This is a genomic window from Pseudomonas sp. E6002, from assembly GCF_013385565.1.
GTDB lineage: Bacteria > Pseudomonadota > Gammaproteobacteria > Pseudomonadales > Pseudomonadaceae > Aquipseudomonas.
The window spans coordinates 1-6,709 of record NZ_JACAPT010000053.1 but is presented as its reverse complement, the minus strand read 5'-3'; the positions used below and the strand labels follow the sequence as shown (position 1 = coordinate 6,709).

The 6,709-nt window shown below is 59.8% G+C and carries 7 protein-coding genes; 6 read left to right on the top strand and 1 reads right to left on the bottom strand.

Going from position 1 to position 6,709, the window contains the following annotated elements:
* Positions 1-188 precede the first annotated feature (188 nt).
* Positions 189-902 carry a UTRA domain-containing protein gene (locus tag HX815_RS30440; protein WP_003219754.1) on the bottom strand — a complete coding sequence of 238 codons (714 nt, stop codon included), beginning with the start codon at positions 900-902 and terminating at the stop codon, positions 189-191.
* A gap of 351 nt (positions 903-1,253) precedes the next feature.
* Between HX815_RS30440 and HX815_RS30435 the strand changes: the two genes are divergently transcribed.
* The 6 genes from HX815_RS30435 to HX815_RS30410 all read left to right on the top strand — a co-directional run bounded on the left by HX815_RS30435 (position 1,254) and on the right by HX815_RS30410 (position 6,613).
* Entirely contained in the window at positions 1,254-2,321 is a 1,068-nt protein-coding gene (locus HX815_RS30435) for an ABC transporter substrate-binding protein (protein WP_087695079.1), read from the top strand.
* A 187-nt stretch (positions 2,322-2,508) separates the two neighbouring features.
* Positions 2,509-3,315: an alkaline phosphatase family protein gene (locus HX815_RS30430; RefSeq protein ID WP_003219750.1), complete on the top strand. Its 807-nt coding sequence runs from the start codon at positions 2,509-2,511 to the stop codon at positions 3,313-3,315.
* Positions 3,312-4,157: an ABC transporter permease subunit gene (locus tag HX815_RS30425; protein ID WP_003219748.1), complete on the top strand. Its 846-nt coding sequence runs from the start codon at positions 3,312-3,314 to the stop codon at positions 4,155-4,157. Before HX815_RS30430 ends, HX815_RS30425 begins: the two co-directional genes overlap by 4 nt.
* Positions 4,144-4,944: an ABC transporter permease gene (locus tag HX815_RS30420; protein ID WP_177029435.1), complete on the top strand. Its 801-nt coding sequence runs from the start codon at positions 4,144-4,146 to the stop codon at positions 4,942-4,944. The genes HX815_RS30425 and HX815_RS30420 overlap by 14 nt, the downstream gene beginning before the upstream one ends.
* Complete coding sequence (locus HX815_RS30415) at positions 4,941-5,930, top strand: ABC transporter ATP-binding protein (RefSeq protein WP_003219745.1); 990 nt, start codon at positions 4,941-4,943, stop codon at positions 5,928-5,930. Before HX815_RS30420 ends, HX815_RS30415 begins: the two co-directional genes overlap by 4 nt.
* A gap of 29 nt (positions 5,931-5,959) precedes the next feature.
* Positions 5,960-6,613: an HAD family phosphatase gene (locus HX815_RS30410; RefSeq protein ID WP_003219744.1), complete on the top strand. Its 654-nt coding sequence runs from the start codon at positions 5,960-5,962 to the stop codon at positions 6,611-6,613.
* The last annotated feature ends 96 nt before the right edge of the window (positions 6,614-6,709 follow it).

The following is a 6,709-nucleotide window of genomic DNA, read 5'->3' as shown; positions in this document are numbered from 1 at the left end:
GTTTTTCGCGAGCAAGCCCGCTCCCACATACAGCGGCTCTGCTTTTGCTCTAACACCCAGGTCATCGGGGTAAAGCCCTGTGCTTACTTGGGGCTGGGCCGGCATTCCGGCTGTTCAAAAGTGAGCCGCTGTGAGAGCGGAACCAAAAGCCGTCGTGACCTAGATAACGGATACACACAGGCAAAACGTCAAACCACATCCACCCCCACATGAATCGCATCATGCCGCCAAAACTCCAGATCACAATCAATCAACCGCTCATGCTGATCATAATTAACCCGAGCAATCCGCAACCCCGGGCTCCCCACCGACACCCTCAACGCCGCCGCAGCCTCAACCTGCAATGACGTCGGCACAATCTCAAACCGCACCCGCCCGTAGTGCAAGTCATACACCCGCGCATACAACTCCGTAATCGACTGATTCAAATCACACCCCAGAATCCCCGGAAAATACTGCGGGTTCAGATAGTGCTCCACATACAACACCAACCGCCCATCAATCCTGCGCCCCCGGCAAATCTGAATCACGCTGGACAACGCCGGCAACTGCAACCACGCACACACCGCCGCCGAAGCCGGCTGCAACCGCGCCGAAATCACCTCGGTCGACGGCACCCGCCCCTGGGCACTCACCATCGCGTGAAAATGACTGCGCTGCATCAGGTTATAGGCAAGCCTGGGCGGCGACACAAACCACCCTCGCCGCTCCTCGCGATAAATCTGCCCTTGTGCCTCAAGTTGTAACAAGGCTTCCCGCACCGTAATCCGGGTGGTACCAAACAACTCGCTGAGCTTGCGCTCGGCCGGCAGCTTACTGGCAGGCGCCAACAAGCCATGGTCGATCTGCTCTTGCAGCGCCAGGCCAATGGTTGTCACCGCCTTGGTTGCCTCATCACGCATCAACGTTACCTATCTGGACTAGACCAGCACTATTCAGGTGCACAAAACGCCCGCTAAACGCGCCTCTGCTGTTGCGTGCAAGCCTAGGCATTGCACATGACCGACAGATGACAGCGCCTCGCGACGTGCTGCCACAAGACCTGCAATACATCGGCCAAGTCCAAGGCTTCCGGGCGGTTGGGCATGGTCTACGCTTACCCGGTGATCCCCCGTCCAGGCCAACAAAAAACGACATCGACATGAAACTGTCATCCGCCACGCCTAAATTGGCTCGTGTATTGCTGACCTAGACCAACACCACCGCAAACGTCGATAAAAACGCAGCGTTGAAAACGCCCAAAGGAGCTTCGGATGAAACAGCTTTTCCTGGCATCACTGTTAGGCTCGACCATTGCCATGTGCACCGCCGCCATGGCCGCTGATACCGATCTAAAAACCCTGGAAGCCGCCGCGAAAGCGGAAGGCGCCGTCAACAGCGTCGGCATGCCCGATGACTGGGCCAACTGGAAAGGCACCTGGGACGACCTGGCCAGGACCTACGGCCTCAAGCACATCGACACCGACATGAGCTCCGCCCAGGAAGTCGCCAAGTTTGCGGCAGAGAAAGACAACGCCAGCGCCGACATCGGCGACGTGGGTGCAGCCTTCGGCCCGATCGCGGTGAAGCAGGGCGTTACCCAACCGTACAAACCGACCACCTGGGCACAAGTCCCGGATTGGGCGAAAGACAAGGACGGTAACTGGGCCCTGGCCTACACCGGCACCATCGCCTTTATCGTCAACAAAAAACTCCTGCACGGCTCCGAAGCTCCGAAAAGCTGGGCTGACCTGAAGACCGGCAAATACAAGGTTTCCATCGGTGACGTGAGCACCGCCGCCCAGGCGGCCAACGGCGTACTCGCCGCCGCACTCGCCAACGGTGGCGACGAGAAGAACATTCAGCCGGCGCTGCTGATGTTCGCCGACATCGCCAAGCAAGGCCGCCTGTCGCTGGCCAACCCAACCATCGCCACCATGGAAAAAGGCGAAGTGGAAGTGGGCGTGGTCTGGGACTTCAACGGCCTGAGCTACAAAGCCAAGATGGCCAACCCGGATGACTACGTGGTGCTGATCCCATCGGACGGCTCGGTGATTTCCGGCTACACCACCATCATCAACAAATACGCCAAGCACCCGAACGCCGCCAAGCTGACCCGCGAATACATCTTCAGCGACGCCGGCCAGACCAACCTGGCGCGTGGCAATGCGCGGCCGATCCGTGCCGAGCACCTGACCTTGCCAGCCGACGTACAGGCCAAGCTGCTGCCTAACGAGCAGTACAAGAAAGTCACGCCGATCAAGGACGCCGACGCTTGGGAGAAGACCTCCAAGGCACTGCCGCAGAAGTGGCAGGAAGAAGTCATCATCAATATGCAATAAGGCTTAACACGCCTGTTCAAGTGGAACGCGGTCAGTGTGGGAGCTGGCTTGCCTGCGATAGCGGTATAACATTCAGCAGCATTGTCGACTGACACACCGCTATCGCAGGCAAGCCAGCTCCCACATTTGATCGGTGTTCCAACCGAAAAACCGAGTCAAGCCTATTTGTTGCGGAGCCCCAGCCCCTATGAAGCACAACGTCATCCTTGTCGTGCTCGACGGCCTGAATTACGAGGTTGCCCGACACGCCATGGGGCACTTGCAGGCCTATGTCGGCGCAGGACGCGCAGCACTGTACAAACTGGAATGTGAACTGCCGGCCCTGTCCCGGCCACTGTACGAATGCATCCTCACCGGCGTCCCGCCGATCGAGAGCGGCATCGTCCACAACAACGTCTCGCGCCTGTCCAACCAGCGCAGCATTTTCCATTACGCCACCGACGCCGGTTTATCCACGGCGGCGGCGGCGTATCACTGGGTCAGCGAGTTGTATAACCGCTCGCCCTTTATCGCCGCCCGGGATCGGCATACCAGCGACTCGGCCCTGGCGATCCAGCACGGGCATTTCTACTGGAATGACCATTACCCGGACTCGCACCTGTTTGCCGACGCCGAAAGCCTGCGCCTCAAACACGCGCCGAATTTCCTGGTGGTGCACCCGATGAACATCGACGATGCCGGCCACAAGCACGGCCTCGACACCCCGCAATACCGCAACAGCGCGCGCTCGGCCGACATCATCCTCGCCGACTACCTGCAAGGCTGGCTCGACGCCGGTTACCAGGTGCTGGTGACGGCCGACCACGGCATGAACAACGACCGCTCCCACAACGGCCTGCTGCCGGAAGAACGGGAAGTGCCGCTGTTTGTGCTGGGTGATGCCTTCAGCCTCGACACCCACGCCACGCCCAAACAAACCGAGCTGTGCGGCACCGTCTGCGAGCTGTTGGGTGTACCCCACGACAAACCTGTATGCCGGGAGCTGTTGAAGTGAATTCAGTGATCCGCGGCAAATGGCTGGCCGCCTTGTGCCTGGTGCCCTTCGCCATCTTCTTTATCGTGTTCGAAATCGCCCCGCTGGTGTGGGTGATGATCAGCAGCGTCCAGTCCGAAGAGTTCGGCTGGGGCCTGGCCAACTTCAGCAAGATCTTCAGCTCGAAGTTCTATATGCAGGCGATCCAGTACAGCCTGGAAATCAGTTTCTACTCCAGCGTGTTCGGGATCATCATCGCCGTACTCGGCAGCTACTCGCTGCGCCGGGTCGACGGGCCGCTGCGCAATTTCGTGACCGCGTTCGCCAACATGACCAGCAATTTTGCCGGCGTACCCCTGGCCTTCGCCTTCATCATCCTGCTGGGGTTCAACGGCAGCATCACCATCATGCTCAAGCAGGCGGGGATCATTCAGGACTTCAACCTGTACTCCAAGACCGGCCTGATCATCCTTTATACCTACTTCCAGATTCCCCTCGGCGTGTTGCTGCTCTACCCGGCCTTTGACGCACTGCGTGAAGACTGGCGCGAGTCTGCTTCATTGCTCGGCGCGGACGGCTGGCAGTACTGGCGGCACATCGGTCTGCCGGTGCTGACCCCGGCGCTGCTGGGCACCTTCGTGATCCTGCTGGCCAACGCCCTCGGCGCCTACGCCACGGTGTACGCGCTGACCACCGGCAACTTCAACGTGCTGCCGATCCGTATCGCGGCGATGGTCTCCGGCGACATCTCCTTGGACCCAAACATGGCCAGCGCCCTGGCCGTGGTGCTGGTGGCGCTGATGACCGTGGTGACCGTGGTCCATCAACTGCTGCTCAAGAGGAGCTACCATGTCTCGCGCTGAACCTGGCTCGGCCGCCCTCTACCACCGCGTAGTGGTGTATCTGTTGTTTGCAATCCTGGTGCTGCCGTTGCTCGGCACCCTGGTCTACTCCATCGCCAGCAGTTGGTCGGCGACCATCCTGCCATCCGGCTTTACCTTCAAATGGTATATCCAGCTGTGGAGTGACCCGCGCTTCCTGAATGCCTTCGGCCAGTCGCTGCTGGTGTGCGTCGGCGCGCTGATCTTGTCGGTGCTGCTGATCCTGCCGCTGCTGTTTGTGGTGCATTACCACTTTCCGAAACTCGACGCGCTGATGAACATTTTGATCCTGCTGCCCTTCGCGGTGCCGCCGGTGGTGTCGTCGGTGGGGCTGTTGCAGCTCTACGGTTCGGGACCGTTTGCGATGGTGGGTACGCCGTGGATCCTGATCGGCTGCTATTTCACCGTGGCGCTGCCGTTCATGTACCGGGCGATCACCAACAACCTGCAAGCGATCAACCTGCGGGACTTGATGGACGCCGCCCAACTGCTCGGTGCCAGCACCTTCCAGGCGGCGTTCCTGGTGGTGCTGCCCAACCTGCGCAAGGGCTTGATGGTGGCATTGCTGCTGTCGTTCTCGTTCCTGTTCGGCGAGTTCGTGTTCGCCAACATCCTGGTGGGCACCCGCTACGAAACCCTGCAGGTGTACCTCAACAATATGCGTAACAGCAGCGGCCACTTCACCAGTGCCCTGGTGATCTCCTATTTCTTCTTTGTGCTGGTGCTGACCTGGGCCGCCAACATCTTGAACAAGGACAAAAGCCAATGAGCTTCGTCAGCGTCCAACACCTGCAGAAAGGCTACGCCGGTACGCCGGTATTCAGTGACATCAACTGCGAAATCGCCAAGGGCGAATTCGTCACCCTGCTTGGCCCGTCGGGCTGCGGCAAGTCGACCCTGCTGCGCTGCATCGCCGGCCTGACCTCGGTGGACAGCGGGAAAATCCTACTGGATGGCCAGGACATCGTCCCGCTGAGCCCACAGAAACGGCATATCGGCATGGTGTTCCAGAGCTACGCGCTGTTCCCCAACATGACGGTGGAACAGAACGTCGCCTTCGGCCTGCGCATGCAGAAGGTCAATGCCGACGACAGCCACAAACGCGTGCAGGAAGTGTTGCAACTGGTGGAGCTGAAAGAACTCGCCGGCCGCTACCCGCACCAGATGTCCGGCGGCCAGTGCCAGCGCGTGGCCCTCGCCCGCTCGCTGGTGACGCGCCCGCGCCTGCTGTTGCTCGACGAGCCGTTGTCGGCCCTCGATGCACGGATTCGCAAGCACCTGCGCGAACAGATTCGCCAGATCCAGCGCGAGCTGGGCCTGACCACCATCTTCGTGACCCATGATCAGGAAGAAGCCCTGACCATGTCCGACCGGATCTTCCTGATGAACCAGGGCAAGATCGTGCAGAGCGGCGATGCCGAGACCCTCTACACCGCGCCGGTGGATGTGTTCGCCGCGGGCTTTATCGGCAACTACAACCTGCTTGATGCCGACAAGGCCAGCAAACTGTTGCAGCGTCCGATCACCGGGCGCATCGCCATTCGCCCGGAGGCCATTGAGCTCAGCCGCAGCGGTGAGCTGGATGCGTTGGTGCGCAGCCACAGCCTGTTGGGCAACGTGATTCGCTACCGCATCGAAGCCCGGGGCGTGGAATTGGTGGTGGATGTGCTTAACCGCTCGGCTGACGATCTGCACCCGGATGGTCAGAGATTGGCACTTTCCATCGACCCAAGTGCGTTGTGTGAAGTAGCCTGACGCACGATTTACTTGAGAGAGCGTGACAGATGGCATTGGTAATTTTTGATCTGGACGACACCCTGATCCACGGCGACTGCGCCACCCTGTGGAGCGAGCAAATGGGCCGCCTGGGCTGGGTGGATGGTGAGTCGTTCATGCGCAAGAACGACGAACTGATGGCGGCCTACAGCCGCGGTGAGCTGGCCATGGAGGATTTCATGGACTTCAGCCTGGAGCCGATGATTGGCCGCACGCCGGAAGAGATCGAGCACCTTGTAGAGCCGTGGGTGGAAGACGTTATCGAGCCGCTGATCTACAGCGAAGCCACCCGTACCATTGCGCAGCACCGCAAGAATGGTGACCGGATTTTGGTGATCTCGGCGTCGGGGACGCACCTGGTCAAGCCGATTGCGGCGCGTATCGGCATTGATGAAGTGCTGGGGATTGAGCTGGACGTCGCCCATGGGGTGTACAGCGGCAAGACCACAGGTGTACTGACTTACCGCGAAGGCAAGATCACTCGCCTGATGGAATGGCTGGAGCAGGAAGGTGAGCACCTTGATGGGGCGTACTTCTACTCGGATTCGCGCAATGATTTGCCGCTGTTGCTGAAGGTGGAGAACCCGCAGGTGGTGAATCCGGACCCGGTGCTGCGAGCGCATGCTGAGAAGGCTGGGTGGCCGATTCATCATTGGGTTTGACGTTTTGTTGCGCTGGTTTGAGGTGAGTACATATCCGTTATTTAGGTAACGGCCGCCTATGGTTTCGCTCTTACAGCGACTCACTTTGGAAAAGCC